The organism is Nostoc sp. (assembly GCF_036919815.1).
Lineage (GTDB): Bacteria > Cyanobacteriota > Cyanobacteriia > Cyanobacteriales > Nostocaceae > Nostoc.
In genome coordinates this window covers 40,854-67,717 of the sequence record NZ_JBALCE010000114.1, presented here as the reverse complement: position 1 = coordinate 67,717, position 26,864 = coordinate 40,854, and the positions used below count along the sequence as shown (strand labels likewise).

The window sequence follows — 26,864 nt, the reverse complement described above, 5'->3', positions numbered from 1 at the left end:
ACGATAATCAAAGTCTGGTTCCGTGGAAAGTAGCAGGCAAAATCACTGAAGGACATGGGATTATGCTTGATACTACTAATGTAAGTAAATCAGGAGAAGCTTACTTGGGTAGAACTTTGATTGCGAATAATATAGTTTACAACAGTGGTAACTCTGGGATTAGCGCCTTCAAAGCAGCCAATGTAGATATTGTCAACAATACAGTTTACAAAAATAGCCAGGTTCTCACTAACAGCGGAGAGATTAAAGTCACTTACTCAGAAAATGTTAGAGCCGAGAACAATATCATGTATGCCAGTGACAATCAAGTGGCTAATCTTCTGAAATATTCTACAAATGTCAACTTTGACCACAACCTTGTTTATAACTCTTCTCAATTCCAAGCTTCAGATAATCTAAATGCCACAGGGTTGCAGAATATTTTGGGTATAGATCCCCAATTTGTTGATGCAGACCAAAAGAATTTTGCGCTCAAATCTGGAAGTGTTGCCATCGATGCTGGTTCCAATGACTTCAATGGCATCAGTACGAATATTCCTCAGGATGGCGATGGTAATGGCAGTACAGTGATTGATATTGGTGCATACGAAGCTCCCGGCAGCTCTATCAAAACCCCAGAAATTCAAGTTCTCAATGGTACTGTTGACATTACAGATGGCAGCACCACCCCCATTAACTTTGGCGAGACTCTTGTTGGTGAAACCTTGACCAAAACCTTTACCATCAAGAACACCGGTATAGCTGTACTCGACCTGAGTAATCTTAAACTTCCGAACGGATTTAGTTTGGTCGGAACTCTTCCAACGAGCGTGGCTGCTAATGCTTCCACCACTATATCGGTGGCACTCAACCCCACTACACCCGGCACCTATAGTGGCAGCTTCAGTTTAAACAACAACGATATTAATGAAAGCCCCTTTGACTTTGCGATTAGTGGCACAGTTACTACCCCGGAAATTCAAGTTCTCAATGGTACTATTGACATTACAGATGGCAGCACCACCGCCATTAACTTTGGTGACACCACTGTTGGTGACAGCTTGACCAAAACCTTTACCATCAAGAACACCGGCACAGGCGCACTCAAGCTGAGTAATCTTAAACTTCCAGACGGATTTAGTTTGGTTGGAACTCTTCCAACGAGCGTGGCTGTTAATGCTTCTACCACCATATCGGTGGCACTCAACCCCACTACATCCGGCACCTATGGTGGCAGCCTCAGTTTAAACAACAACGATATTAATGAAAGCCCCTTTGACTTTGCGATTAGTGGCACAGTTAGACCCGCTCCTGCCCCGGAAATTCAAGTTCTCAATGGCACTGATGGCAATGATACTTTTGTTATTCGACGAGGCGATGGCAATTACAGCATCGCTGGCTTTGGTGGTGTAGGTATTGGCTCAAGCCCTCCGGCTGGGGTGATTGCCAAAGTAGACACCTTGCAATTTATTGGGACTGACTTGACTGCAAGAAATCTGGAATTAACTCAAAATGGCAACAATTTAGAAGTCTTATTTGGAAATGTGGATAATACCAAAGTCACTCTGCAAAACTTTAACTTAGAAAACCTAGATAACTTAGGTGCATCGACAACAAGACCTGCCATCGGTAATATCGTATTTGACGGAGAAGCCAGTGTTACCAAAAGCTTTGATGTGATTAATGCCAACTCCAATCAAACGTATATTTCCACCCCAAATAGCGTCACGTTTCTCAATGACTTGGACAATAACATCAGCGGTTTTTACAGTTCCAACGATGTGATTAATGGTCAAGGGGGTAATGACACCATCAATGGCAGCGGTGGTGACGACCTGCTGCGGGGTGGTACTGGCAATGATCTTCTCATTGGTGGACAAGGTAATGATACTCTCGTCGGTGGTATAGGTGCTGACTCTTTCCTCTACAACACCAATACTGCCTTTACTACCGGTACTGTGGGTATTGATACCATCGCTGACTTCAATCACTCTGAAGGTGACAAGATTGTTCTGGGTAAGAGCACCTTTACTGCCGTTACTTCTGCTGTGGGAACGGGTTTTAGTAACGCCAGTGATTTTCAAATCAGCAGTTTAGGGGCGGTTAGCAATGCCGTAATTGTTTACGACCCTCTGAGTGGGCAATTACTATACAATCAAAATGGTAGTGCTGCTGGTTTGGGCAGTGGCGGTCAATTTGCACAACTTACTGGTGCGCCTACTCTTACTGCTTCCGACTTCATCGTTCAAGCATAGTTGGATCGGGTTAACTGAGTCCAAATGTAATCCAAACATGAATCGACTTTCAATTAAAGAGATCACAGACATCGGGGCGCAATATATTTGTGCCCCTACTTTTTGACCAGAAATAGCCGGATCATCTGGAAGTTGTAGTTTCAATTTTACTACTGCTGTGGTTGCGATCGCAAGTCTTGTAATACCCTCTGCAAAAACTTACCCCATTCCGCAGCCAAAGGGATTTCTGTAAACGGAACCCGCACTGAGTTAATAGATTCGGAAAATAGAAATTCTAACTCTATAGAACGACCTTTCTCCGGTATACTTTCTAAATCTACTTGTTTGTCATCTATCAAAAGATAAATTTGTTTGACATCAAGCAAAGAGAATGTTTCTAGTTTAATAGGCCCTTTAGGCGTGGGTTTTCCCCAAGTTAGATTGTTGCCTTTTTGACCTAACACTGAATAAATATCATACTTAGCCCGTTCAAATTGCTCTGCCCAAGCGCGATAGGCTTCAACTTTTTGATACTCCTTCGAGCCTTGCCAAGCCAACCAGAAAAACATTACTAACAAGGGCAACCATAAAAGACCACGTTCCATCGTTTAAAAAGTCCTGAGTGAAACTTGTAACTAAAAGTGCAAAATCTACCAATAAAGGATGGAAATAAGTTATGGTAGTGAGCAAACTGGCAAAAAGCGGTAATGAGTTAATATGAGAAAGCTTATATTATTATGCTTGTTTGTCATTGGGCTAGGATCTGCGATGTTTGGTTTCCTGAATTTCCAGGGACTGGCAGCTAAAGGAGAGTTTGAGACGATTTTGCTTGATTTTCGGGAAGATATTCCATCAATTGTGGTGGAACAGAATCTACAAGCGATCGCTAAACAATACAACCTTACACCCCAATTAGACAACAAGTTTTCCGAAAAAGATCATGTGTATATTGTCAAAGGCGATCGGCAGCGACTCCAAGAACTGAAAAAATCTCAATTTGCCCAAGTTACAGAATTCATTGAACCAAATTATATCTACAGAAAGATTCCACAACCCGGTCAACCAGCTTGGCTTGGAGAATTTTTAAGACCCCAAGAAGATGATGAAGCAAGTCCCTCATTAACTGGCCCCAATGACCAATATTACAGCAAGCAGTGGAACTTGCACCAAATCGGTATTGAAGGCGCATGGAGTCAAACTAAAGGCAGTGGCATCACAGTTGCAGTAATTGACACTGGGATTACCAAGGTGCGGGACTTGTATGAGACAAAATTCGTCAAAGGCTATGATTTTGTTAACGACCGAGAAGAAGCCACAGACGATAATGGCCACGGTACCCATGTTGCCGGAACTATTGCCCAAGCCACAAATAATAAATATGGCGTCGCTGGAATTGCCTATGAAGCCAGTCTGATGCCCCTGAAAGTACTCAGTTCCTATGGTGGCGGTACTGTTGCCGATATTGCCGAAGCGATTAAATTTGCTGCTGATAAAGGCGCAGATGTGATTAATATGAGCTTGGGTGGTAGCGGTGAAAGCAAATTGATGAAAGAAGCGATCGAGTATGCCCATAGAAAAGGTGTAGTTATTATTGCCGCAGCCGGGAATGAAAACACCAATGGGGCAAGCTATCCAGCCCGTTATCCCTACGTCATCGGCGTTTCGGCAATTGGCCCAGATGGGGAAAGAGCGCCTTATTCTAACTTTGGTGCTGGGGTAGATATCTCTGCTCCTGGTGGTAGTGAAGCTGGTAAGATTCTGCAAGAAACTATCGACGAAAAAGGCGAAGGCGTATTTCTGGGCTTCCAGGGTACAAGCATGGCTTCTCCCCACGTTGCCGGTGTTGCGGCATTAATCAAAGCTGCTGGCATCAAAGAACCAGATGAAGTTTTAAAAGTCCTGAAGCAGTCAGCGCGAGTTATCCAGGATGATGGTTTGAACTATTATGGCGCTGGACACCTGAATGCAGAAGCAGCAGTTAAACTAGCCTTTGGGGGACAAATCAGTTTCCCAGATTTCTTTCGGTGGTTACGCGATAACGGCTATCTTAACCCCGGCTTTTGGATTGATGGTGGTGCGATCGCGCTGTTACCCAAGATTTTAATGGTAGTTGGTTCCTATCTGCTAGCTTGGTTTTTACGTGTTTACTTCCCCTTCACTTGGAGTTGGTCTTTATCCAGTGGCTTAATTGCTGGCAGTTCTGGGTTATTCTTCCTCAAGGGAATCTATATTTTTGATCTTCCCCAATGGCCTTTCCGGGTTTTGGGCAGTTCAATTCCCGAACTAGGCAATAGCCTCCAGGGAACTGATGCGTTCAATCCCCTGTTTGCTAGCGTACTGATTCCCATTGTCTTAATGGCATTGTTGCTGGGACATCCTAGTTGGAAATGGTTTGCCATTGGTTCAACTTTAGGTGTAGCAGCGTGCTTAACTATAAGTGCGTTTTTCGACCCGGCGGTTTGGGGTTTGGGAAGTGGTCATTTAGCACGCTTGTTCCTCATCGGTAATGCCCTAATCTGTTATGGACTTGCTCGTTTAGCATTGAAAAACGAAGAAAAAATAGCATAAATTGGGAGTTGGGCATGGGGCATGAATTTTTATAACTCCCAACTCCTGTACAGACGCGATTAATCGCGTCTCTCCAAACTCCCAACTCCTGTACAGACGCGATTAATCGCGTCTCTCCAAACTCCCAACTCCCCACTTCTTATGAGCATTACACTTACAGGTACAATCGAACGCCGTGATATTGGCACAGGCGCATGGGCTTTAGTCACAGAAGAGGGCGTTACTTACGAAATCCTTAGAGGGGCTGACAAAGACTTACTCAAAGCTGGACAAAAAACAAAAGTTAAAGGACAGGTGCGTGAAGATATCATGACTACTGCCATGATTGGCCCTGTTTTGGAGGTCAAATCTTTTGAGGTAATTAGTTAGTTCTGATTAGCTGTGGAATTCAGAACCTCTTGAAGACGGCTTCTAAACTCCCCTTTGGGATGACCTCCTTTTACCTCACCCACAATCTGAAATTCTCCTTCTGGAGAATTGCAGAGGATGTAAGTAGGCCATCCCATTTCTGATTTATCGGGATACTGAGTTAATAAAATCTTGCGATACTTGCGGTAAGCAGCCGTATCTTGCATTTTTACATCGATAAATTCTAAACCCAGTTCTTCAGCCACCTTTTTGTCATAAAAAGACATTTTGTGGCAGATGCCGCACTCTTCTGAAGAGAACTTAATTACAGCTAAACTCATGGGTTGAAGACTCTTTGATTCTAGGCAAACTTTTTTAGCATAATGCCATGAAATATTATCATATAGCTGGTCATTAGTGTCAACTTCAGCCTGAAATCCTGAGCAAGTATTTTTTTCTCCTTCCCTACTTTTAGCAGGGAAGGCAATTTTTTGGGAGGCGGAGCTTCCAGTACCGCTTTCCCAGGCTGAACCTGGGAACTAAAAATATGATCTAGTCAAAATATAGAAAAAAAATTAAGAATGTGATTAAATATCATAGTAATCATTTTAGTGTGGCATCTCTAGCTCACAATAAAAAGAAAGCGATTCAGGGATTGCGTGAGCAAGTTATGCTCTATCCTGGCAACAGGAGGATACTTAAAGTCTACCAGCAGTAGTTAGAGTAGTGGTGCATTCGAGTTATGTGGGCAGGAAATGCTAGGGTGATATTTAACGACAAGCAGCTACCCGTCTACGCATAAAAAAACCCCCAGTCAGTGTTAGCCAACCAGGGGAGTTAGTTATCAGGGTGCATCTACCAATTAAATGTTCTTAGGTTGAACACCATACTCCGGATGAATTTGTACAAAGTTCAGTTATTTTTTTAAATAAAAAAACCCCAGTTGGTGTTAACCTACTAGGGAAGTGAGTTATCAGGGTGCATCTACCAATAATCTTTTCTAGGGACAGCCAGTATCTTCCGGATAAAATAGGCAAAATCAGGGTTGATGGCGATGTCTAAGACGGGCTGTGATGCTTTAAAAGTCGCTATCGGTGACGCAACTAGAAAAATCCCCAGTGAGTGTTAGCCAACCAGGGGAGTTAGTTATCAGGGTGCATCTACCAAGAATCTTTTCTAAAGTAATGGGTAGCTACCAGATAAATTGAGAGGTTGAAGTTTTTACTGCTTGTTTATCAGAGAAAAACCTCAGAGGGGTTAGTTATCAGGACAGACCTACCAATTAAATGATCGGTGCACTGCCTTAAAAAATGGGTGTGTCAGGGATGATTGCTGTTTTAGGGCTTAGGCAGAAGAGATCCGCCAAAGGCTCTTAAAGTTTCCTTTTTTTCAGGGGAGCCAGTACCTTGCTGTGAGCGTAGCGGTAGCAACACAGGAACTACTAAAAGGGTTCCCCCAACTCTGAAAGCTTGCTAGCAAGAGCGTTTTGGAACAGGAAAAGGAACTGGCGTGGGCTTATTCAGATATAAGTTTGGTTGTTTTCAGTGCGTAAGTTTTGTACTTATTGAGTCATAAAAAAACCCCCAGTGGGCGTTAGCCAACGAGGGGAGCTAGTTATCAGGGTGCATCTACCAATTAAATGTTCTCGGTTTAACCACCATGCTCCGGATAAATTTACTAGAAAATTGATTGTTGTCGTGTCTCAAAAAAACAAGAGTGAATATTAACTGAATTAGGGGAGTTAAAGATCAAGGTACATCCATCTATTAATCAAGTATTCTAGGATTAAGCACTATTTTCTGCTAGAGAATATCTGCGTCAGAAGTTGCTGTTGTTTGCCAAAATTGAAAAAAACCCCCAGTGGGTGTTAGCCAACTAGGGGAGTTGAAGATCAAGGTGCATCTACCAATTAAATGTTCTAGTCCCAAGTAATCCGATCCGGATAAAGTTGTAATGGCAGAAAAAGCAAAATAACTAGAATCAGAAACATTCAGGGGTGGGATGCATCTAAGTTATCAAAGGGAGCGAAAAATCGACTTGAAACTTTCGCGTTTCAAACCAGATTTAGGAGGCGGACAGGAGAAGCTGTGACCCAGGAATTCCACATTTCGGTAACTCCTGTAGGGCAAAATGACTATTTGGTGCGGACTGAACAAGTCGCGCCTGGGGTGCCATTGGCAGAAGAACTGGTGACTTGGCCTGTAGCTGAGTGGTTGATGGCTGCTGGGCATTTGATGAATGACCCGTTGAATTCGGTGTTGCAGGGAGATATATTCGCCTCTGGCGGGAATGAAAGCGATATCGCCAGAAATTCTGTTAACTTGGTGGCGTTGGGTCAACAATTTTATACCGCCCTATTTCAAGGGACTCTCAGAGATAGTTGGATTACTGCCCAAGGTATTGCCCAAAATCACCAACAAGTACTACGGTTACGCTTGGGGCTAAAAGACACTAGATTAGCTCGTCTGCCTTGGGAAGTGATGCACGCAGGCGATCGCCCCCTGGCTACTGGGCCTTATGTGGCTTTTTCTCGCTTCCAAAGTGGAGTTTTGGGGGCTTCCCCAATGCGATCGCTGCGGGGGGCTACGCCTACGCCAAATATGCCCACACCACGAGAAGAAGGTGGTGTGAAAGTGTTGATGGTAATTGCTTCTCCCTCAGATCAAGTTCACCTTGACTTACAAAAACAGGAAGCGATTAAACTGCAAGCGGAACTTCACCGCATACCACGACTTGCTGAAGGTAGCAATCGCTTTCCAGAAATTGAACTCACTGTCTTAGACCAACCAGGACGGGAAGAACTGACGCAAGCTTTAGAACAAGGCAGATACCACGTTCTACACTACTCTGGTCATAGTAACTTCGGATCTAATGGCGGAGAAATTTATCTTGCTAGTCGCAGAACTGGCTTAACGGAAATCTTAACTGGGGACGATTTAGCAGGTTTGCTCGTCAACAATAACATCCAAATGGCAGTGTTTAACTCCTGCTTGGGGGCATACACACCTGCGTCCGATGCCTCTGGAGATACTGGCGAACGAAATTTGGCAGAAAGTCTGGTGAAGCGCGGAATTAGAAGCGTTTTGGCTATGTCAGAACGGATTCCTGATGAAGTGGCGTTGACGCTCACACAATTATTTTACCGCAACTTGAGTCAGGGATATCCAGTAGATTTGTGCGTAAGTCGGGTGCGTCAAGGATTAATTTCTGCCTATGGTTCTCACCAGATGTACTGGGCATTACCGATTTTATATCTCCAGCCAGAATTTGACGGTTTCTTGAGTCAGGAAACTGAGTTATCCGAAAGTGCGGAGTCGCTGAATCAGTATAGTTCGCCTTTAGGGGTAACTTCGACGATGTACTCTGATATGGCAGATGATTCCGAGATGTCTTTAGGAATGGAGGAAATGATTCCTTCTGGTTTGGCGCGTGACTCTTCTGGGTTGGACTGGCTAGGTGAAGATACTTGGGGCGATCTCGTTGATGAAATTGAGTATGATGACCCAAGCTATGCAGAAGATTCTGCGATAGTTTCGGATTTGTTTCGTCAGCTAGATAACCCAAAAGCTCCAACTGAATTGGATCAACAAATTCACCAAAATAGTCTTCAGCAAAAACAGGTTTCCGAGGAAATGGCTTCTTTGCAACAGGGAGCAGATTTGTGGGGGGAAGCCCCAGCACCGCCATCTCAAGCTGCTGGCAACTTTGAAGGAAATTTGCAAAATTCTGCTGATTTTTTGCGTAGGCGTAGCCCGTCGCAGGTATCGCAATCAGCCCCACCAAGAAATCGTACCCAACGCCGCAAGCTGTGGACGATTGTGGGGATTGTGGGAATTAGTGCCTTAGCAGCTGCGATCGCTTTAAATTGGTGGCAAAATCGATCTAAAGTAACTCTGCCTAACATACCAGAAATTCCCCCTCCGTCTCTACGTCAAAAGCCGCCAAATATCGACTTACAGACAGCACCAACTGGAATTGTCGCCGCCACCGCTACAGAAAAAATGAGCCAAGGAGATTTGCAAGGTGGGTTGTTAGCTGTAGAAGAACTACTCAATCGTGGCGCACTGGCTGCGGCTGATACTGCCCTGAAACTGATTCCAAATAAACAAGCTGATGATCCATCTGTGAACTTTTACAAGGGACGATTAGCTTGGCAATCTATCCAAACTGGAGACAAGAACTATAGCGTCGATGATGCCCGTCGTTATTGGGAAACTGCTGCAAAAGCTAAACCAGAATCGCTTTTGTATAATAACGCTTTGGGATTTGCCTACTACACAGAAGGCAATCTGAATCGAGCCAATGATTCTTGGTTCAAGGCTTTGAATTTAGCTCTCAAAGAACAGAAGACAAATTCAACATCTAGAAAGACAGCAGCGCCTCAAGATGCTTTAACTTCCTATGCTGGTTTAGCTCTGGGAATGTATAAATCTGCACTGAGTCAACCTAATAGTAAGCAGACACAATATCTGAATGAAGCGATTAAGTTGCGACAATTGGTTCTCAAGTCTGATCCAGGAAATTTCCAGGTAGATAAATTAGCTAAAAATTGGCTGTGGACAGAAAAGGCGATCGTAGATTGGCGATCGCTCCTTCAAGAAAAAGGTGAACAACAGTAATATGTTGGGGTGGTGCGATCGCGGTTGATTAAATACCAGTTCTCAATTCCATGCAATACAGTCCGTTTCTAACCGCCGATTTAACTATTTGCCGCTTAAATCCAGGGTGGTGAGTTGTTGCAGGTGGGCGATCGCTTCTGGTAGTGTCTTTAATTGGTTGCCGCTTAAATTCCAATAATTTATCATTATCAATGGTTCAGATTGGCTTGTAAAGGAGTCTTTGAGACTTATTAAGGAGGTTCGGAACTCCGTTAATGAGTCTTTGATACTCGTGAATGAGGATATTTTGCCGATGAACGAATCTTTGTAATTCGTCGATGAATCTCAAATACTCATAGACGAGTTTTTCAGACTCACTCACGAACACTTGGAACTTGTGAATGAGTATTTGAGCTTTGTACATGAGTATTTCAAACTCGCGCACGAGTGTTTGTCATTTATAGGACTTACGCACAAGAGATCCCCCAACCCCCTTAAAAAGGGGGCTTTTGAGTTTCCCCCCTTTTTAAGGGGGTTAGGGGGGATCAAGGTTTCAAGTTTTTAGTGCGTAAGTCCTGAAATGTTACTTGTTTGGCTAAGGCTTGAGTCATGCTTTGCCCCCTTGCTTTATGTCAAATTTGACCCCTATCAAACCTCTCCCCGACACGCAAAGAGGCTTAATTAGCTAACTGAGGTTAAACTTTTGTCGCAGCACCATTTGGTAAACTCACTTTCAACCGCTTAAACATCGCTTCCCGCGCTTGTACAGCAAGATTATCATCCAAAGATTGCAAGGTAATTTCCTGCTGATACTTTAGCCGCAATGCTGTTTGAATTAACCAATCGCCGACAAAAGGATTTTTGGGTAACAATGGCCCGTGAGAATAAGTAGCGATCGCATTCTGATAAAATGCTCCTTCTGTCCCATCTTCACCATTATTTCCCAAACCATACACTACGCGCCCCAATGCTTCCACTTTTCCCAGTTTTGTACGTCCGCCGTGATTTTCAAAGCCTACCAAATATGGTGTACTACCCGTCATCTCTTGCAAATCTCGCGCCAAACGTGAAGCTGTCACTTCAATTACCAAGTTGCCAATACAGCGCTTAGTATTTTCACCAGGATGGACGGAAACTAAATCGAGGATTCCCAAACCTTCAATTCGTTGTCCTAATCCTGGTTCATAATAATGTCCTAGCAATTGGGGTGAACCACAGGTAAAAACTCCCGGTGTTCCATTTTCGATTTTCTCGCGCATAGCGTCGGCTTTGGCACCTTGCAAATCACGCATGACAATTTCTTGCTGACGGTCTTGTGCGCCACCACCAACTATGATATCTACAACTTTAATATCTGCGGCTGTGGCATTTTGATCCAGGGGTAACACTTTAACATCGTATCCTCGCCACTGAGCGCGACGTTCTATAGTAATTACATTACCGCGATCGCCATAGGTACTCATCAGCGTCGGATAAAGCCAACCTATTGTGATTTCCAATTGTTGAGAACTCATAAATAACTCTTCATCTTAGGGTGAAATTACTCTGTGCATATCCAGACTTGGAGGAGTAATTTCCGTTTGGGTTAGCATATCGTGAATTTGTCCTCGGTGATGTGTCTGGTGGTTGAAAAAATGTGCTATCAACAGATTCACTGGATCGCTATAAATTTTACCTTGATTATTTTTATAAGTAATTATTACCTTCAAGATTTCATCATCTAGATTATCAATAAATGCTGTAATCCGCTCATCTTCTAAAAAACGGGCTTCACGCAATTCCTGGAATTTATCATAGAGGATAGCATCAAGTCCTTGAGATGACATCTCTTCACCTGTAAAGCGCCCCATCCAAATGCGATCGCCGATCATTATATGATTCAATGTCACATAAATACTTTTGAAAAATGCTGGTCGAGTCTGCTTGAGTTCTACATCTGAAAGTAGTGAACAAACCTCATACAAGCGATGATTTGCTAAATAATTGTAGCGTGAAAGCATCTGGAAGTGTTGAATAAGCATATTGCCAATTTAAGTGATTTATCTATTTCTTTGGGTATTGGGCATTGGGCACGAATTCTTCCCAATACCTAACTCCTGTACAGACGCGATTCATCGCGTCTCTCCCCACTCCCTACTCCCCAATTTAAAGAATTTTCCGACCAGTCAAAATTTCTCGCACTTCTAACATGGCTGAATAGGTAGGCAGAATATGCAAAGTTTCATTCTCTGGTGTATGCTCTAATGCAGTAGCGATCGCTTGTCGCAAATCTTCTTCGACAATTAAATTTAACTTACTCTGAGGAGACTTTTCGCTGTAACGTAGACGTAGAGCTAAATCGTAGACGCGATCGCCACTCACTACTAAAGTCCCTCCACGTTCGACTAATTTCTCCGTATCTACGTCCCAAATCCAGGATACATCAGTGCCATCGGGCGTGCGATCGTTCAATACCAGCAGTGTGGTTTTATCTGTGCTTTCAGTAACTACGCGAATGGTTTCATTCGTTCCCACAGGATTTTTTGATAACAATATCCGCACGCGTTTACCGTTAATTACTAAATCTTCAGCCCGACCAAACGCCGCTTGGAAATTATTAATCGCATCTCTGATTGTTGCTTCATCAACTCCCAAGTCAATAGCCGCAGTAGCAGCCGCTAAAGTATTATATTTGTTGTACAAACCAACCAGAATTTGCGACCATTCACTACTTTCGAGAGTCGGTTTACTTTTACTAAAACCACACTGAGGACAAGTAAAATCTCCCAAATGAGACAAATAAACACCTTTGTAATCTAAAGAATGTCCACATCTGGGACAATAGATAGAATCAACCGCATGAGGAATTGCTTCTAAATAATGTTCTGGTTCATTCAAGCCAAAGAATAACACTCGTTGGGGTAACTGCTGACCGAGGTTAGATAAAGTTGGGTCATCAGCATTGGGAATTACTACCGTTTCTGCTGGTAACGTAGAAATAACTTTTGTCCAACGCTTACTAATTGTGTCTACTTCCCCGTACCTATCGAGTTGGTCACGGAACAAGTTTAAACAGAGAATAATTCGCGGTTGGAGTGGGGTTAATACTCTTGGTACAATATTTTCATCAACTTCTAAAATCGCGTAATCAACATCTAGTGTACCTAGGAAGTTGGTGCTTTCTAATAGCGCACTCATCAAGCCATTTTCCAGATTTGCACCTGTAGAATTATGAGCGATGCGATAACCCTTGCGTTCTAGTATCGTGCATAAAAGTAGCGCTGTAGTAGTTTTACCGTTAGTACCAGCAATTAAAATCACCCCGTTTTTAACTTGCTGACTCAATAATTCTAAAAGGCGGGGCTGAATGCGACGAGCGATCGCGCCTGGTAATACACTAGCAGCACCCAGACGCAAAAATTGTACAATAAACGTTACACTTTTTGCCACTGACACCGCGAAACGCAATCGCAGCCTATCTATGAATTGTATTTTGTTTCCCACATCTGTACCCTAGTCTTCTGGCGGTTGCTAATTGCAAGTATTTAATTGCAAATTTAATCTTGTGAGTTTACCGAATCCTGGCTGAAAAAGCCAGCCATACCAATTTTGGATTTTGGATGGTTGAGCCTTACGGTTGCGCTACTTTACCTCTGTTTTGATTTTTGCGTAGCGATACCAGCCACTTGCGAGAGATAATCTCAGTAGGCGTTATCTTAAAAAATAGTGTGTGGGCGTAATTACATATCCAGCCCAGTTTGCCGAATTCAGCACAAACTCACAACAACTAGTAGCTTGCAAGGTTCCTTTTGATGAATAGCACAAAGTTTCTTTTTTTACATAAACAAATTACTGGCTGGCGAAGGTTGTTATCCAAAAGCCTATTATTGCTTGCAAGTATTTTCATTATAAGTATGCAACCTGCGTATGCCAGTCTCAATAATGATTTATATGATGGCAACATCTTTGTCATTTATGCTGGCAATGGTTCTTTGGTTCCTCCCAGACAGACACTAGCACAGTCTTTAGCGGAACATAAACCCATATTTTTGGCATTTTATTTGGATGACAGTAGCGATTCCAAAAGATATGCCATTTCCATTTCACGCGTACAAGAATTCTATGGTCGGGTAGCAGAAATTATGCCGATTAATGTAGATACTATCCCACTTAAACAGACCTATGACCCTACAGAAGTAGGATATTACTATTCTGGAGGTGTTCCTCAAGTCGTGGTGTTTAATAAATCAGGTGAAGTAGTTTTGAATAAGAAGGGTCAAGTAGCTTTTGAAGATATAGACGATGAATTTCGCAAAATATTTGATTTGGCACCACGCACGGAAACAACAAAGCTAAAGCGGCGAGCCTTCAATGAGTTCAGTAGTGAGTTAGCGAAGTAACTTCTGGGGTAGACCAAATTGGTCTGCTCTAATTTTTAGTGCTATCTGTTACTACATTTCGGCCGATGCCAAAGCATAATATTTAAATGTCTGTGTTAACAGATTAGAAAGTTAATCGATAGTCTATAGTCCGTAACTAATGACTAACAACCAATGACCAATGACTAACTAGAGTGTATTCTGATGTCAAAGGTTTACACCACCCAGGAGCTAATTCAAATTTTGGCAGCTGAACGCCAAGCTTGCCTGAATGGAAAACGTCTAAAATTAGAAATAACTGTCTCTGGCAATCCTCTAATTGACCAGTTTCTTAGAAATGATGGGCTACAACGGTTCACTGCCTATCAAGATTTCAAAACTGCAATTCATGACTATCAGAGGGAAAATCAAGTTTCAGGTATTATCTGGCGGGAGGTAAGAGTCAAAGGGAAAAACTTGAACTATCCCGAAGTAGACACTGAGTTAATCGCCCTCACCAGTGACTTAGAGATATTAAAAGCTGCTAAAAATTCTATTGTAGAATTTTGGTATGAAGTCTCTATGGAAATGGATTTATACTTGAGTTTCAATAATAGCAAACAATATCAACAAATTGTTGCATCTGATGTTGAAAGAATTGTTCAAAGAACAGAATGGGCAAGTTTGTGTAAGTGGGAAAATCCTAGCTTTTTGGAAATGATTTTGCAGCTAGGATGGGGTAAACCAGAAGAAGCTTATTATAAACGAGGAAGACCGCGATCGGGTAGTGAATATATTCATGCTGTCAATCCTGGTAATCGCCCTATTGGTTGACAAAATAATTCATAATTCATAATTAAAGAGATTCTACAGAGCCTCCCAGTAAATTTTTATAGGACTTACGCAAAACTACACGCTGTAGGGGCAATTCATGTAGCTTTAGCTTTCCTACGGAACGCTACGCCAACCCGCAGGGTATTGCCCCTAAGAAGAAAATCACTCTTTTTAGCTATTGTTTGCGTAAGTCCTATTTTAATTCAGTTTTTCGCTACAAACTTGTGAAATTATGTAGTGAACCTCACCGTCAAAGGGTTCGGGAATATTCAGATTTGATGTTGGGTTTCACTCCGTTCTACCCAACCTACGAATGATTAAATTCTATACTCTTTTTCTGGTGTTCTCTACTAAACTCCAGGTTGATTGGGCGCGATCAGATTGACGATCGCTGTAGCTAATTCCACAGGATCGACGGGTTTAGGTAAGTGTTTTTGAAACCCTGCGGCCATTGCTTGGTTATAATTAATTTCTCCAGCATAAGCAGTCAAAGCGATCGCTGGAATTTGTCCGCCTTGCTCTGGTGATAATTTTCTCACCTCACCCAGCAGCATATAGCCATCCATTAAGGGCATTCCAATATCGCTTAACAGGATATGTGGTTTTGATTGGGCTAATGTTTCCAGCGCTTGGGCGGCTGATTCAACTGCTGTTACAGTCGCACCATATTGTTCTAGCGCAAAGCTAAAAAACTCTCGCACATCTGCTTGATCGTCCACAAATAGGATTTGCACTCCAGCCAGTAATGTGTCCTCAGTGGTGAGTTCTGGTTGAGAAGGTTCACTACTGCTGACTCGCAACTCAGAATTTTTCAGCAAAGGTAGTCTGACTGTAAAGGTAGCCCCCTGTCCTTCTCCCAGACTCTCTGCCTGAACTGTACCACCGTGAAGTTCTACTAGATGACGCACAATTGCTAGTCCTAATCCTAGTCCCCCAAAGACTCTGGTTGTCTTGGCATCTGCTTGCCGGAAGTAATCAAATACGTAGGGCAAAAATTCCGGGTTGATTCCTTTACCTGTATCAATCACCTGGATTTGGGCATCTAAGCCAAGTTGCTCTAAACGCACTTCTACAAGTCCATCTGTGGGTGTGAATTTAACGGCATTGGAGAGGAGATTCCACATCACTTGTTGCAAGCGATCGCCATCACCCAGAACTTTGCCGATATCATGACTTAGCACCGTTTTTATTTCAATTGACTTGGCTTCTGCTGCTAAACGCACCGTTTCTAGTGCAGCTGCGATCGCTACTTTCAAATCTACTGCATAGAGATTTAACCTGACTTTCCCTTGCAAAATCCGCGAAACATCAAGTAAATCTCCAATCAGTTGGGTTTGTAACTTGGCATTGCGCTCGATTGTTTCCAATGCCCTGATTCTAGTGGCTTCGTCGAACTTGCGGGTTCTGAGTAACTTTGCCCACCCTAAAATCGGATTTAGGGGAGTTCTGAGTTCATGGGAAAGGACGGCGAGGAATTCATCTTTAATCCGGTTGGCTGTCTCGGCTTGTGCCCTTGCAGTCTTTTCGGCTTCGTAAAGTTGAGCGCGAGCGATCGCTTGACCACATTGTTGTCCCAGTGTCAATATAAATCCCCGGTATTCTTCGTTAAATATTTGGACAGTGGCAAAGCTTAATCCCAGCGCCCCAATTACTTTGCCTTCTGCAATCAAGGGAATGGAAGCCCAGGCATTATTTCCTGTAAGAGCCATTCGATCTGCTAATTTCGGATATTTAGCAGTCATCGCTGCTAAATTTTCTAAAAAAATCGGCGCTCTTGTTCTGACTGTTTCCGCTATCTGGTTAGGTGCAGTGATCGGAAAATTTGCCCAGGCATCAATGAATGATTGCGGATAGCCAATTGCTTGCACAACTTTTAGGGTAGTACCTCCCTCAGTCAGTAAGACAACGGAACCAGCAGTGGCTGACAAGGCGGCAATCCCTTGATTCACCACCACATCAGCCACCTGTTCGGGAGTTAGCGCTTCTGAAAGAGCAGCAGTTATTCTTTGTAAAAGTACTGTGCGATTGACAGATATTTCAGTTTCCTGGTAGAGTCTGGCGTTGTCGATGGCAGTCGCCGCCCGCCGAGCAATATCTTCTGCTAAAGCTAAGTCTGTCTGTTTGTAGTGGCGAGCTGACTCGGCTGTAAAAAAAGAGATTGCTCCAAATAATTGCCCACGAGAACGAACTGGAATCACCATTAGAGAACGAATACCCAGGCTTCGCAGCAATTGCAGATGTTCTTCGTTTTTAGCCATCTGCACAAGATGAGAGTCAGATAATTCCGGATAAAAGATCGATATTCCTAGCTGTAGCTGCTGTACAAGCTTTTTGGCTCTGGTTTTGGGTGGATAACGCCGTCGGATTTCCTCTAAAGTATTTAGTTTTGTGGGATCGGCAATTGCGATCGCAATTTGTTTACTTGACCAATCTTCCCGAAAAACATCTACAATACACCAGTCAGCTAAGGTAGGAACTGCTATCTTCGCCACACTTTCCAAAGTGATTTCATAATCCAATGAGGCAGCTAGTAAGGTGCTGGCTTCGACTAAAAAGTTTTGAGTCGTTTCAACTCGTTTGCGTTCGCTAATATCCTCAATAATCCCTAATGCATACTTTGGAAGTCCGTTAGCATCCCAAACTCCTGATATAGTTAAGTTTACCCAAACAATCGAACCATCTTTGCGGATGTAGCGCTTCTCCAAAGAATAACCACTAATTTCTTTTGCAAAAACCCGCCCAGCATTCTCCCAATCAAGTTCTAAGTCGTCAGGGTGGGTAATTTCCTGAAAGTTCATCTGGATTAACTCTTCATAGCTGTATCCAGTAATTTCACACAGAGCCGGATTAATTTGCAGAAATTGTCCATCCAATGCTACTAGAGAAATGCCAACGGCTGCTTGGTTGAACATTGCCCGGAACCTTTCTTCACTTTCCTGCAATGCAAGTGAAGTTTGCTTTGCTGCTGTCACATCTGCCAAAATAATCCCAATTCCTATGGTTTCACTCATTGCGTTGTTGACGGGGTAATAGTTGCCCAGCCAATAGCTGTAAGATCCTGGTTGTCCCCTTGTTTCACTACTGATTTCCATATTCAGCAGGGGTTCTCCAGTATCCAACACGCGCTGTAACTGTAGCTTAAACTCAGCCGGTAAAGATAACGGTACTTCCCCAAATTGGCGTCCTAGATGCTCTTCTATGGTCAAACCGTTAATGTTAGCGAAAACTTGATTAATTCGGATATATCGCAGTTCGCGATCCAAAAAGCATACAGCAACCGGAGCAGCTCCGAGTAGCGCATCTAGAAGAGATAGAGATTCGCCATAATGGACTAAAGCCTGCTGCATATCTCGATAAAGTCGGGTATTTTCCACTGCTAAGGCAGCACGATGGGTAATATCTGTTGCTAAAGTTAAGTCAGAGCGATCGTAGCGACGGTCTGATTCTGTGGTAGCAAAGGAGATGCAGCCGAGTACTCGTTGGTGTGCGATTAAAGGTACAATCATCAAAGACTTGATCCCCAATTCTCGAATCAGTTCTAAGTGTTTCTGATTCTGAGTAGTCCCCACCAATAGCGAGTCAGATACTTCTGAAATTAATTCTGCTTGCCGGGTTTGCAGCACCTTAGCGATGAGATTTGCACCGTTGCGATCGGGGATATACTCCTCAAGTTTACGCGCCAACTCTGCTTTAGCTGGGTCTATATGGGTAATGGGTAGGCGGCGAATAGAACCATCTTCATTTAAAATATCAACGCTACACCAATCAGCAAGCTGGGGAACTGAGATTTTAGCGATCTGTTCTAAAGTTTGTTCATAATCTAGCGAAGTAGAGAGTAGACTACTAAATTCGGCGATATAGCGGAGTCTTTCCTCAGTCTGCTTGCGCTCAGTAATATTCACACCTATACACGTAATACCCTGAATGCTATTGTCTGCATCATTTAGCGGTTCAACTAGCAAATCATAGTAACGGTCTTTTCCAGAAATTGTGAGATAAACCTCTTCACGGGTTGCAAGACCAGTCTCTAGTGCTTTCAGCTTAATTACCCTCAATTGCTCGGTTACTAAAGCTGGAAATAATTCATCATCAGACTTACCTAAGATTTCCTCAGTAGTATCCAGACCTTGAGGATGGTGAATCCACTGATATCGCAAATCCCTATCTTGCTGAAAGACGACGATATCTGAACTACTTAACGCTAATCGAAATCGCTCCTCACTAACTCTCAGCTTTTGGAGATTTTCATCAGCTTGTCTTTTAGCAGTCTTTAAGGCATCACATAGGATACTAAAGAGCAATCCTTGGAATGCAAACAACCCAATTGGGACAAAATTGGATATGTCAAAACTCAGTTGATCAACTGGGGGGAGAAAGAAGTAATCGCTCAGTAACGCAGACAAGGAAGTTGCTAACAGCCCTGACTTCAAACCACCATACCAAGCACTCACCATTACAGCGCTTAAAAACACCAGGAAAGGAGTTGCACTCATGCTTAACCAGGGGTCTAGCATCAACATTATCACTAATGCAACTGCAACAATTAAGACAACAATGCTATAACGCAGTAATTGGGAAGAATGAATATGGGGCATGAAAATGTCTAGGAACAACCAATACTTATTGCAGAGGCTCTACATACACTAAGCTACTTTGCAAATTTTAGTAACTTATCCCTAGATAGATTTTTATTTGGTTTTAAAAACCTCTTTTGCTAGAAGCTATTTCCTCAAGAATATAGTATGAAAAATAAAAAATTATCGTTAATTTTATATATAGCAATCCTGTTTGATTTGTAAAAATTGAAAGCCACAGATCCCCGAATTATCAAAGAAGTCGGGGATGTTGTTTAGGATTGCTAGAAGTAAGTGGGCGAGGATAAATCAAACTATGTTAAGTAATATAAAAATATTAAAATTTGCTTGTAAATAGGTCTTCAGCCCTTTCTTCCAGACGCTACGTGTAGCTTGCTTCCCCAAAGGCTGTACACTATAAACCTTTAATTATTTACGCCTACCTACTTAGAATCTCAGGAGTTAACAGATATCCTTCAGCACTGCTACCAATTTTTCAATATGTGCTGCTTCATGAGTTGCCATTAAAGATATTCTGATTCGACTTGTGGGCACTGTGGGGGGACGAATTGCTGGGGCAAAAATGCCAGCATCTCTTAGCTGTTTTCCAGCAATGAGTGCATCTATCGCACTCGGCAATTGAAAACATAATATAGGTGATTCCGAAGGCAGTAATTTTAGATTTGGTAACTGTTGTTGCAGTAAACTTTTCAAGTAATCTACATTTTCCCACAATTGGGCACGGCGCTGCGGTTCTTGTTGCACTATCTTGATTGCTGCTAAAGCCGCCGCCGTATCAGCAGGTGAAAGCCCAGTGGTGTAAATCCAAGTGGATGCGCGGTTTCGCAAAAAGTCAATTAGGGCGCTACTTGCGGCTACATACCCGCCTAAACTACCCAAAGCTTTACTCAAAGTGCCAACTTGAATTAACTGCTTTCCCGTACACTCAAAATGTTCCACACACCCAGCGCCAGTTTTTCCTAATACCCCAGTGGCATGAGCTTCATCAACTAGCAGCATACAGCTAAATTCATCAGCGAGATCCAACAATGCGGGCAACGGACATAAATCGCCATCCATGCTGAAGACGCTATCAGTCAGAATCAAACAGCGTCGGTAGTTTTGCCGTTGTTGACTCAAGTGAGTTTTTAGTACTGCAAGATCACAGTGCGGATATTCCACAACTGCTGCACCGCTAAGAATCGCCCCATTTTTCAGACTGGAATGATTGTATTGGTCAGATAAAATTAAATCACGCTTGCCAACGATCGCAGTAATTGCACCCAAATTTGCTAGATACCCAGAACTAAATACCAAGGCATCTTCTGTTTGTTTGGTAGATGCGATCGCCTGTTCTAAATCTCTGTGTAATTCTCTATGCCCACTGAGTAATCTAGAACCAGTACTACCAGTGCCAAATTCAGCGATCGCAGCAGTTGCGGCTGCCTTCAACCTCTGATCTCCCGCAAGTCCTAAATAGTCATTGCTGGCAAAATTAATTACCTTTTGCCCAGCTAAAACCACCGTTGCACCCGGACGACCCTGGATTGTTTGTACTGAACGATACCAGTCTGCCCGATGAATAGTTGCTAAGGATTGTTCTAGCCAAGCATAAGGGTCTGTGGGCATTCGGGAGTGGTTTTTGATGGGTAGTATTTAAAATGACTTGTAATTAGCCGTAAATCTGATCATCCTGCAACAAGCCATGCAGATGCTTTCTGGCGATCGCACACTGTTTCCTTAAAATCTGCTGTATCAGGATGCATACTTTGGATCAAATCGGACAATCGACAATATTAACCTTTTGGTAAATAGGGTATGGTTCCTACAACATCAGTGTCGTCGATTACATTCAAGCTGCTGATACTACCAGCCTGGCGAGCTTGACGATATTTTGCATAGGCTGGATCGTTAGTAAACGCTTGTACTGCCTCGATAGAAGGAAACTCCACCAAGGCAATCAGCGTTGTTTCTAGTTCCTCGCCTTCAATAGTTGTAATATTGCCACTGCGGGAAAGGTATTTCCCCCCATGATTACGTACAATCTCGTGAACATTTGCTGCGTAGTCCGAAATCCAGGCATCATCGGTAACTTTAATGTCTGCGATTAAATATACAGGCATGATGGTTCTCCTTTAGTTAGTTAGATGACTATATTTGCTGAGAATTCTTTCAAGACAAGAACTCTAGGAACAAAAGTATTTAGCATCGGCGTTCACCCTACAGCCCTTCTCCTAAAGGAGACGCTACCCGAACGGGCATCCTACGGCAGGCGTTGGCGTTGGCGCAGCCTCTCGTAGAGAAGAGAAGCCATCGCTTTTACTTTTCGATCATACTTGAGATTGGAATCAGCTATTTCAATTTAGGCGAATATTGGTGATCATCTATTCAATTTTCGGTTGCTTCGGTTTCAAACTGGACTTGACGGTACAAATGGGCGAGCGCTATTTCTACATCCACCGATTCCAGTCGCAATATCTCGTCCAAATTATACTCCGACAGCACCCATTTTCCCTGTTCGTTGCGTCGAAACACTTCAACACCCGGTTGAGCTACTTGTACTAAGACATATTCTTGCAAGGTTGGAGATTGACGATATTTGGCAAACTTTTTTCCCCTATCGACTGCTTCCGTTGAAGGTGATAGCACTTCGATAATTAAGCAGGGATATTGTATCAATTGTGGATCGTCATCGCGCTCGTCGCAAGTCACCACCACATCTGGGTAAAAATACTTTTGCCCCGGTTCTATCTGCACCTTCACATCTACAATGTATACTTCACAGGAGCGATCTACTAAAGCATCATCTAGAAGCTTAAAGAAATTTGCAGAAATCCGATTATGGTTGCGCGTAGCACCACTCATCATCACAACTTCGCCATCCCAATACTCGTAGCGTTCCTCTTGGGTGGGTTCCCAAACCAGATATTCTTCTGCACTCATCAAAATGTTGTCGGGTAAAGCAACCATCGGCGCGATCTGTTAATGATTAACTTTTATAGGATAGCGAAAAAAGGGCATTCTCTTTTAGTATTAGCTCTGTTGAAGCGATAATTTGCCAAGGTTCAACTTGATGGAAATTTCCCAAAGACTAGCGATGCTCAGATAAACGGTATCTGCCGTATGTGATCATCATCCTCAGATTATCTGGAAGGCTGGAGTCATTTTCAGTTAGCCAGATAAAGGCATGAGTATCTAAAAGGAAACTACTCATTCCATATATTCCTTAAAAACTTCGAGAGGTTCATCAAAGTCATCAGGCAAAGGTAAAACAAAAGTTCCTTTTAAGATGCCAGATCGACGCTTTTGTTGTAGTAAACTTTCCTGAGAAATAGCCTTAGAATAATTCTCAACTAAATATTTAGCATAATGCAAGAGTTCTTGTTTAAGTGTCTCTGGCATTTGATCTAGTGTTTGTAAAATTTCTGCATCAATAGCCATGATTTCTCCTGAGAGGTTCTCCTGCTTGTAATTTTAGGGGAATTTCTGGAAGGGATTTTATTTTTCGATGGCTTCGCTTTCAAACTGCACTTGTCAGTCCACTCCAATTGGGTTGTTAGCTTGCTTCTTCATACTATAGTTCATGTTGGTTTAAACCCATAGCCAAAGCCAGAGGATATGATATATCAGCCCAGTTAAAGTTGTGGAACATTCTTGAGCCAGAATTTTCTGAGTTCTGAAAAACAATTATTTCCGCTCCTCTATCCTTTAAGTCTTGAAGATAAGGATTGTAACCAACATCGTCTGCCACTAAAAATACATACTCTACGTTAATAATACGCTCAAGTTGCTCTACCACCTTAAAAAGTATGAAGTCTTGTGTTTTTAGCTTGAACAAGTTGCAGTTAGAGCCAACAAAACTCGAATTATCATCTATGAATAAATCGCCCTCTTCTACTTCGCCTATATCTACTACATTCATATTATTAGGCGAATATTGGTCAGCAGAAGATTCACGTTAACGTCCTAGCATTTTATCTCGCAAATGCTTAATGCGATGTGCAAGCGGTTTGTTATGCCGCCGCGATCGCCGCAATATGCCACAATAGCAGGTAAAACAGTAAAAGTAGTTCTCACGAACCATCATCCCCTATGCAAGTCAAAGATATGACCATCGAAGAACTCAAGCTTCTGATTCAAGAAACTGTTGCCGAAACGATTCAATCTCTATTGCTTGATCCTGATGAAGGCAAACAAATAAAGCCAGAAGTGAAACAGCAACTACTCGACTCCCTACAAAGTACTCAGTCTGGAGAACGTGGAATCCCTGCTGAGGAAGTAGCAAAAAACCTGGGATTGACCTGGTAATGAGCTACGACATCGAATTTAAATCAGAGGCGATTATCGGGTTTGAAGCTCTCACCTCAACTATTCAAGAGCGCATTCTGCGTAAAATTCGCTGGTTGTCTGAGAACTTTGAGGACTTAACCCCTCAACCTTTGAGTGCTGATTTAAGCGGTTTGTTCAAACTCAGAATTGGGGACTACCGGGTTATTTATTCCTTTAATACTGAAGCACAACTCATCACAATTCATCAAGTTGGGCATCGCCGTGATATTTACAATTAACAATCGGTCATCAGTGTCCCTTCAATCATACTCCAATTCAAGACTCAGTATATTCACATTAACGTCCTAGCATTTTATCTCGCAAATGCTTAATGCGATCGCGCAATTTTGCCGCCTCTTCAAATTCCAGCTTCTTCGCCGCTTCTTTCATCTGCGCTTCTAACACAGTAATCAATTGGGGAATCTGTTCTAATGGCAGTTCATCAATATGTTCATCTACTACTTTCAAGTCAGTTGCATTCAACCGCCGAGACACATCTAAAAAAGACAAAATCGCATTACTTGATTTTTTTATAATCGATTGCGGTGTAATTCCATGCAGTCGATTATGTGCCATTTGAATCCCACGCCGTCTATCTGTTTCATCAATGGCTTTAATCATGCTACCTGTCAAATTATCAGCATACATAATCGCTTGTCCCCGGATGTGACGCGCGGCTCTACCAATAGTTTGAATTAAGGAACGTTCAGTTCGCAAAAAACCTTCTTTATCCGCGTCCATGATTGCTACTAGGGAAACTTCCGGTAAATCTAACCCTTCCCGCAGCAAATTCACACCAACCAATACATCAAATGTACCTTCGCGCAAGTTCTGCAAAATCTCAATGCGCTCTATTGAATTAATCTCCGAATGTAAATACCGCACTCGAATACTGTGGTCTTGCAGATACTCGGTTAAATCTTCCGCCATCCGCTTAGTTAATGTGGTAATTAACACTCGTTCATGGAGGTCGGCTCTATCTTTAATTTCTCCCAACAAATCATCAATTTGTCCTTCTGTGGGACGTACAGAAATTTCTGGATCAATTACGCCAGTTGGTCGAATTACTTGCTCAACTACATGATCTTCAGAAACTTCTAATTCCCAATTTCCTGGAGTTGCGGAAACAAAGATACACTGATTCATCTTTTGCCAGAATTCTTCTGCTTTCAAAGGACGATTATCAGCAGCACTAGGAAGACGAAATCCATGTTCAATTAAAACTTTTTTTCTAGCTTGATCGCCGTTATACATCCCGCGAATTTGGGGGACACTAACGTGAGATTCATCGATAACTAATAGCCAATCTTTAGGAAAATAATCAATTAAACATTCTGGCGATTCTCCAGCTTGCCTTCCTGCTAAATGACGAGAATAATTCTCCACGCCGTTGCAATAACCTACTTCGCGCAACATTTCTAAGTCATAACGTGTACGTTGATCTATGCGTTGCGCTTCTAATAATTTCCCAGCTTGTTCTAAGTCTAGTTTTTGCTGTTTTAATTCGGCGGCAATGTCGTTACAAGCTACTTCTAATCGTTCTTCTGGGGTGACAAAGTGACGTGCGGGGTAGATATTCACCGCTTCCAAACTCTTGAGAATTTCACCTGTCACCGGATCTATATAGCGAATCGCGTCAATTTCATCACCAAAGAATTCGACACGAATAATCCGGTCTTCATAAGCCGGGCCAATTTCTAAGACATCACCCCGGACACGAAATTTCCCCCGACCCATTTCTATGTCGTTGCGGCTATATTGAACATTTGCTAAATCCCGTAAAATTTGGCGTTGATTTACTTCCATACCTATCTGTAGAGGGATGGCAGCTTTCAGATATTCTGCTGGCATTCCCAAACCGTAGATGCAACTGATGGAAGCAACGACAATGACATCACGGCGTTCAAAAAGCGATCGCGTCGCTGAATGCCGCAACATATCTATTTCATCATTAATCGCTGCTGTTTTTTCAATATAAGTATCGGTAACGGGAATATACGCTTCTGGCTGATAATAATCGTAGTAGCTGACAAAATACTCAACTGCGTTGTTGGGAAAGAATTCCCGCAACTCGTTACAAAGCTGTGCAGCCAGGGTTTTGTTATGCGCCAGTACTAAAGTAGGCTTGCCAATTTTCTCAATAACTGCTGCTACTGAAAATGTCTTGCCAGTTCCAGTGGCACCTAGTAAAGTTTGGTAACGGTTGCCTGATTGGATACTAGCGGTTAGTTGGGCGATCGCTTGTGGTTGATCGCCTGTGGGACTAAAGGGAGCTTGAAGACAAAATTCTGTCATACAGTTTTGCTGGAAATACCCGATCTCATGGTGACGATTTCACCCTGTATCCATTCTAGCTGGCTTCTCAGACCAAATAAATAGTAATAACTTTTTACAAAAATTATTAATTTAAATTTACTTATGTATCACTTTTAAAGATTCTTATATCTATATGAGGTTTTTTAAGGTTAAACTCTAAGGTATATGGGAAAAAATTTCATCTTTCCTTAATTATTGTAAAATTCAATTAACAAATCAGAGGTATTCGTTTATGACTATTAGCAGCACTGGCAAAGAAACCAGTTCTCGGCAAAAGTCTGCCAAGTCTCAAGGGGAAACTACAGAGGAAGTTGAAAATCAAAAAGACCAGAGCTTGAATACAGATAAAGTCGAGGAAGTTACTGAACAGCCAGTGTCGGGATCTTCTGGGCCACTCGTCATTGCTGGAGTTCGTCCCATAGGCGCTAGCGACTTAGAAGTTGCTGAACACCTCTCAATTGCTGGGGTGCGTCCGGTTAGCACCAGCACGTTAGAAGTAGTTGAAACTTATAACGCAATGGGTATTCGTCCAATTGGTGCTAATACATTTGAGGTCGTTGAAAGTATAAATCTCTCTGGGATTCGTCCAATTGGCTCAAGTTCATTGGCAATTTCTGAAAACTATTCATCATTCGGTAATCGTCCAATAGCAGCAAATGAGGTTGACAATTCAGAAACCCTGATGGGTTTTCTAGATTAGACAAAACAATATCCCCATAACTTTATTAACCCAGTTTCTATACGGAG

General features: G+C 42.6%; 22 protein-coding genes. 9 read left to right on the top strand and 13 right to left on the bottom strand.

Going from position 1 to position 26,864, the window contains the following annotated elements; all coding sequences use genetic code 11:
- A partial coding sequence (locus V7K15_RS26135) for a choice-of-anchor D domain-containing protein (protein WP_334910288.1) occupies positions 1–2,234 on the top strand: 2,234 nt, incomplete at its 5' end.
- Between the two features lie 149 nt (positions 2,235–2,383).
- Here the strand turns inward: V7K15_RS26135 and V7K15_RS26130 are convergent.
- Positions 2,384–2,818 (bottom strand): hypothetical protein, encoded by a 435-nt coding sequence (locus V7K15_RS26130; protein WP_334910286.1) that lies wholly within the window; start codon positions 2,816–2,818, stop codon positions 2,384–2,386.
- A 112-nt stretch (positions 2,819–2,930) separates the two neighbouring features.
- On the opposite strand from V7K15_RS26130, the gene V7K15_RS26125 reads away from it, so the two are divergent.
- Positions 2,931–4,781 (top strand): S8 family peptidase, encoded by a 1,851-nt coding sequence (locus V7K15_RS26125; RefSeq protein ID WP_334910284.1) that lies wholly within the window; start codon positions 2,931–2,933, stop codon positions 4,779–4,781.
- Positions 4,782–4,922: 141 nt separating this feature from the next.
- A complete protein-coding gene (locus V7K15_RS26120; RefSeq protein WP_334910282.1) occupies positions 4,923–5,150 on the top strand; it encodes a hypothetical protein in 228 nt (75 codons plus the stop codon).
- Here V7K15_RS26120 and V7K15_RS26115 read toward each other — a convergent pair.
- Positions 5,147–5,470, bottom strand: a complete 324-nt coding sequence (locus V7K15_RS26115; RefSeq protein WP_292800934.1) for a thioredoxin family protein — start codon at positions 5,468–5,470, stop codon at positions 5,147–5,149. The genes V7K15_RS26120 and V7K15_RS26115 overlap by 4 nt on opposite strands.
- A 1,746-nt stretch (positions 5,471–7,216) precedes the next feature.
- On the opposite strand from V7K15_RS26115, the gene hetF reads away from it, so the two are divergent.
- A complete protein-coding gene (gene hetF / locus V7K15_RS26110; RefSeq protein ID WP_334910280.1) occupies positions 7,217–9,748 on the top strand; it encodes a cell division protein HetF in 2,532 nt (843 codons plus the stop codon).
- Between the two features lie 674 nt (positions 9,749–10,422).
- On the opposite strand, the gene V7K15_RS26105 is transcribed toward hetF, so the two are convergent.
- From V7K15_RS26105 to V7K15_RS26095, 3 genes are all read right to left on the bottom strand, one after another.
- Positions 10,423–11,241, bottom strand: coding sequence for a type 1 glutamine amidotransferase (locus tag V7K15_RS26105; RefSeq protein WP_334910278.1), 819 nt, complete (start codon positions 11,239–11,241; stop codon positions 10,423–10,425).
- A gap of 15 nt (positions 11,242–11,256) precedes the next feature.
- Complete coding sequence (locus V7K15_RS26100) at positions 11,257–11,748, bottom strand: DinB family protein (protein WP_334910276.1); 492 nt, start codon at positions 11,746–11,748, stop codon at positions 11,257–11,259.
- Between the two features lie 124 nt (positions 11,749–11,872).
- Positions 11,873–13,210, bottom strand: a complete 1,338-nt coding sequence (locus V7K15_RS26095; RefSeq protein WP_334910274.1) for a Mur ligase family protein — start codon at positions 13,208–13,210, stop codon at positions 11,873–11,875.
- Between the two features lie 308 nt (positions 13,211–13,518).
- On the opposite strand from V7K15_RS26095, the gene V7K15_RS26090 reads away from it, so the two are divergent.
- Positions 13,519–14,106, top strand: coding sequence for a thylakoid membrane photosystem I accumulation factor (locus V7K15_RS26090; RefSeq protein WP_334910272.1), 588 nt, complete (start codon positions 13,519–13,521; stop codon positions 14,104–14,106).
- Positions 14,107–14,289: 183 nt separating this feature from the next.
- On the top strand, positions 14,290–14,898 hold the full coding sequence (locus V7K15_RS26085; protein WP_334910270.1) for a hypothetical protein: 609 nt from the start codon (positions 14,290–14,292) through the stop codon (positions 14,896–14,898).
- 350 nt (positions 14,899–15,248) lie between these two features.
- Here the strand turns inward: V7K15_RS26085 and V7K15_RS26080 are convergent, their stop codons facing one another.
- The 7 genes from V7K15_RS26080 to V7K15_RS26050 form a co-directional block, all read right to left on the bottom strand.
- Entirely contained in the window at positions 15,249–19,493 is a 4,245-nt protein-coding gene (locus V7K15_RS26080; protein WP_334910268.1) for a PAS domain S-box protein, read from the bottom strand.
- Positions 19,494–19,934: 441 nt separating this feature from the next.
- On the bottom strand, positions 19,935–21,101 hold the full coding sequence (bioF, locus tag V7K15_RS26075) for an 8-amino-7-oxononanoate synthase (protein ID WP_334910266.1): 1,167 nt from the start codon (positions 21,099–21,101) through the stop codon (positions 19,935–19,937).
- A 167-nt stretch (positions 21,102–21,268) separates the two neighbouring features.
- Positions 21,269–21,595, bottom strand: a complete 327-nt coding sequence (locus V7K15_RS26070; RefSeq protein ID WP_334910264.1) for a DUF1330 domain-containing protein — start codon at positions 21,593–21,595, stop codon at positions 21,269–21,271.
- A gap of 265 nt (positions 21,596–21,860) precedes the next feature.
- Entirely contained in the window at positions 21,861–22,442 is a 582-nt protein-coding gene (locus tag V7K15_RS26065; protein WP_334910262.1) for a Uma2 family endonuclease, read from the bottom strand.
- Between the two features lie 121 nt (positions 22,443–22,563).
- Positions 22,564–22,686: a hypothetical protein gene (locus V7K15_RS26060; protein WP_334910260.1), complete on the bottom strand. Its 123-nt coding sequence runs from the start codon at positions 22,684–22,686 to the stop codon at positions 22,564–22,566.
- A complete protein-coding gene (gene vapB, locus V7K15_RS26055) occupies positions 22,683–22,913 on the bottom strand; it encodes a type II toxin-antitoxin system VapB family antitoxin (protein ID WP_334910258.1) in 231 nt (76 codons plus the stop codon). Before vapB ends, V7K15_RS26060 begins: the two co-directional genes overlap by 4 nt.
- A 133-nt stretch (positions 22,914–23,046) precedes the next feature.
- Positions 23,047–23,394 carry a hypothetical protein gene (locus V7K15_RS26050; protein ID WP_334910256.1) on the bottom strand — a complete coding sequence of 116 codons (348 nt, stop codon included), beginning with the start codon at positions 23,392–23,394 and terminating at the stop codon, positions 23,047–23,049.
- Between the two features lie 185 nt (positions 23,395–23,579).
- On the opposite strand from V7K15_RS26050, the gene V7K15_RS26045 reads away from it, so the two are divergent.
- Both V7K15_RS26045 and V7K15_RS26040 read left to right on the top strand, forming a co-directional pair.
- Positions 23,580–23,780 (top strand): hypothetical protein, encoded by a 201-nt coding sequence (locus tag V7K15_RS26045; RefSeq protein ID WP_334910254.1) that lies wholly within the window; start codon positions 23,580–23,582, stop codon positions 23,778–23,780.
- On the top strand, positions 23,780–24,040 hold the full coding sequence (locus V7K15_RS26040; RefSeq protein WP_334910252.1) for a type II toxin-antitoxin system RelE family toxin: 261 nt from the start codon (positions 23,780–23,782) through the stop codon (positions 24,038–24,040). The genes V7K15_RS26045 and V7K15_RS26040 overlap by 1 nt, the downstream gene beginning before the upstream one ends.
- Positions 24,041–24,098: 58 nt before the next feature.
- Here V7K15_RS26040 and uvrB read toward each other — a convergent pair whose 3' ends face one another.
- On the bottom strand, positions 24,099–26,096 hold the full coding sequence (gene uvrB / locus V7K15_RS26035) for an excinuclease ABC subunit UvrB (protein ID WP_334910250.1): 1,998 nt from the start codon (positions 26,094–26,096) through the stop codon (positions 24,099–24,101).
- A 253-nt stretch (positions 26,097–26,349) separates the two neighbouring features.
- Here uvrB and V7K15_RS26030 point away from each other — a divergent pair, with 253 nt between their 5' ends.
- Positions 26,350–26,817, top strand: a complete 468-nt coding sequence (locus V7K15_RS26030) for a hypothetical protein (protein ID WP_334910248.1) — start codon at positions 26,350–26,352, stop codon at positions 26,815–26,817.
- Positions 26,818–26,864 lie beyond the last annotated feature (47 nt).